1 protein-coding gene is annotated in these 467 nt (G+C 50.5%); it reads left to right on the forward strand.

Annotated features, from left to right (window positions below; all coding sequences use genetic code 11):
• The coding region (locus ACSNOG_RS32955) for an IS3 family transposase (protein WP_436756359.1) at positions 1–467 on the forward strand (467 nt) is incomplete at both ends.

Consider the following 467-nt stretch of genomic DNA (forward strand, 5'->3'; position numbering starts at 1 on the left):
ACAAGGAATGGACCGAGCAAGTCAAGGAAGTGTATGACACGTCCAGGCAGCTTTACGGTAGCCCGAAAGTGACTCAGCAGCTGAAAAAGAAAGGTGTATCTATCTCCGAGCGTACCGTCACACGGATCATGAAAGAAAATGGAATCCGGTCGAAGACGGTGAAGAAATACAAAGCGACAACCAACTCCAAGCACACCCTGCCGGTTCAGGAGAATGTGCTCAACCGAGAGTTTACAGCAAGCAAGCCGAATGAGAAGTGGGTTACTGACATTACCTATGTTTCCACAGGTGAAGGCTGGCTTTATTTGGCGAGCGTAATGGACTTGTTTTCGCGTAAGATCGTCGGCTGGCACATGAGTGAAAGGATGACCAAGGAGCTCGTTCTAAAGGCTCTACAGCAGGCTTACGGACGGCAGCATCCAGACAAGGGCTTGATCCATCACTCGGACCGTGGCAGCCAATATGCC

Origin of the sequence: Streptomyces sp. URMC 124 (assembly GCF_051386455.1) — a bacterium.
Lineage (GTDB): Bacteria > Actinomycetota > Actinomycetes > Streptomycetales > Streptomycetaceae > Streptomyces.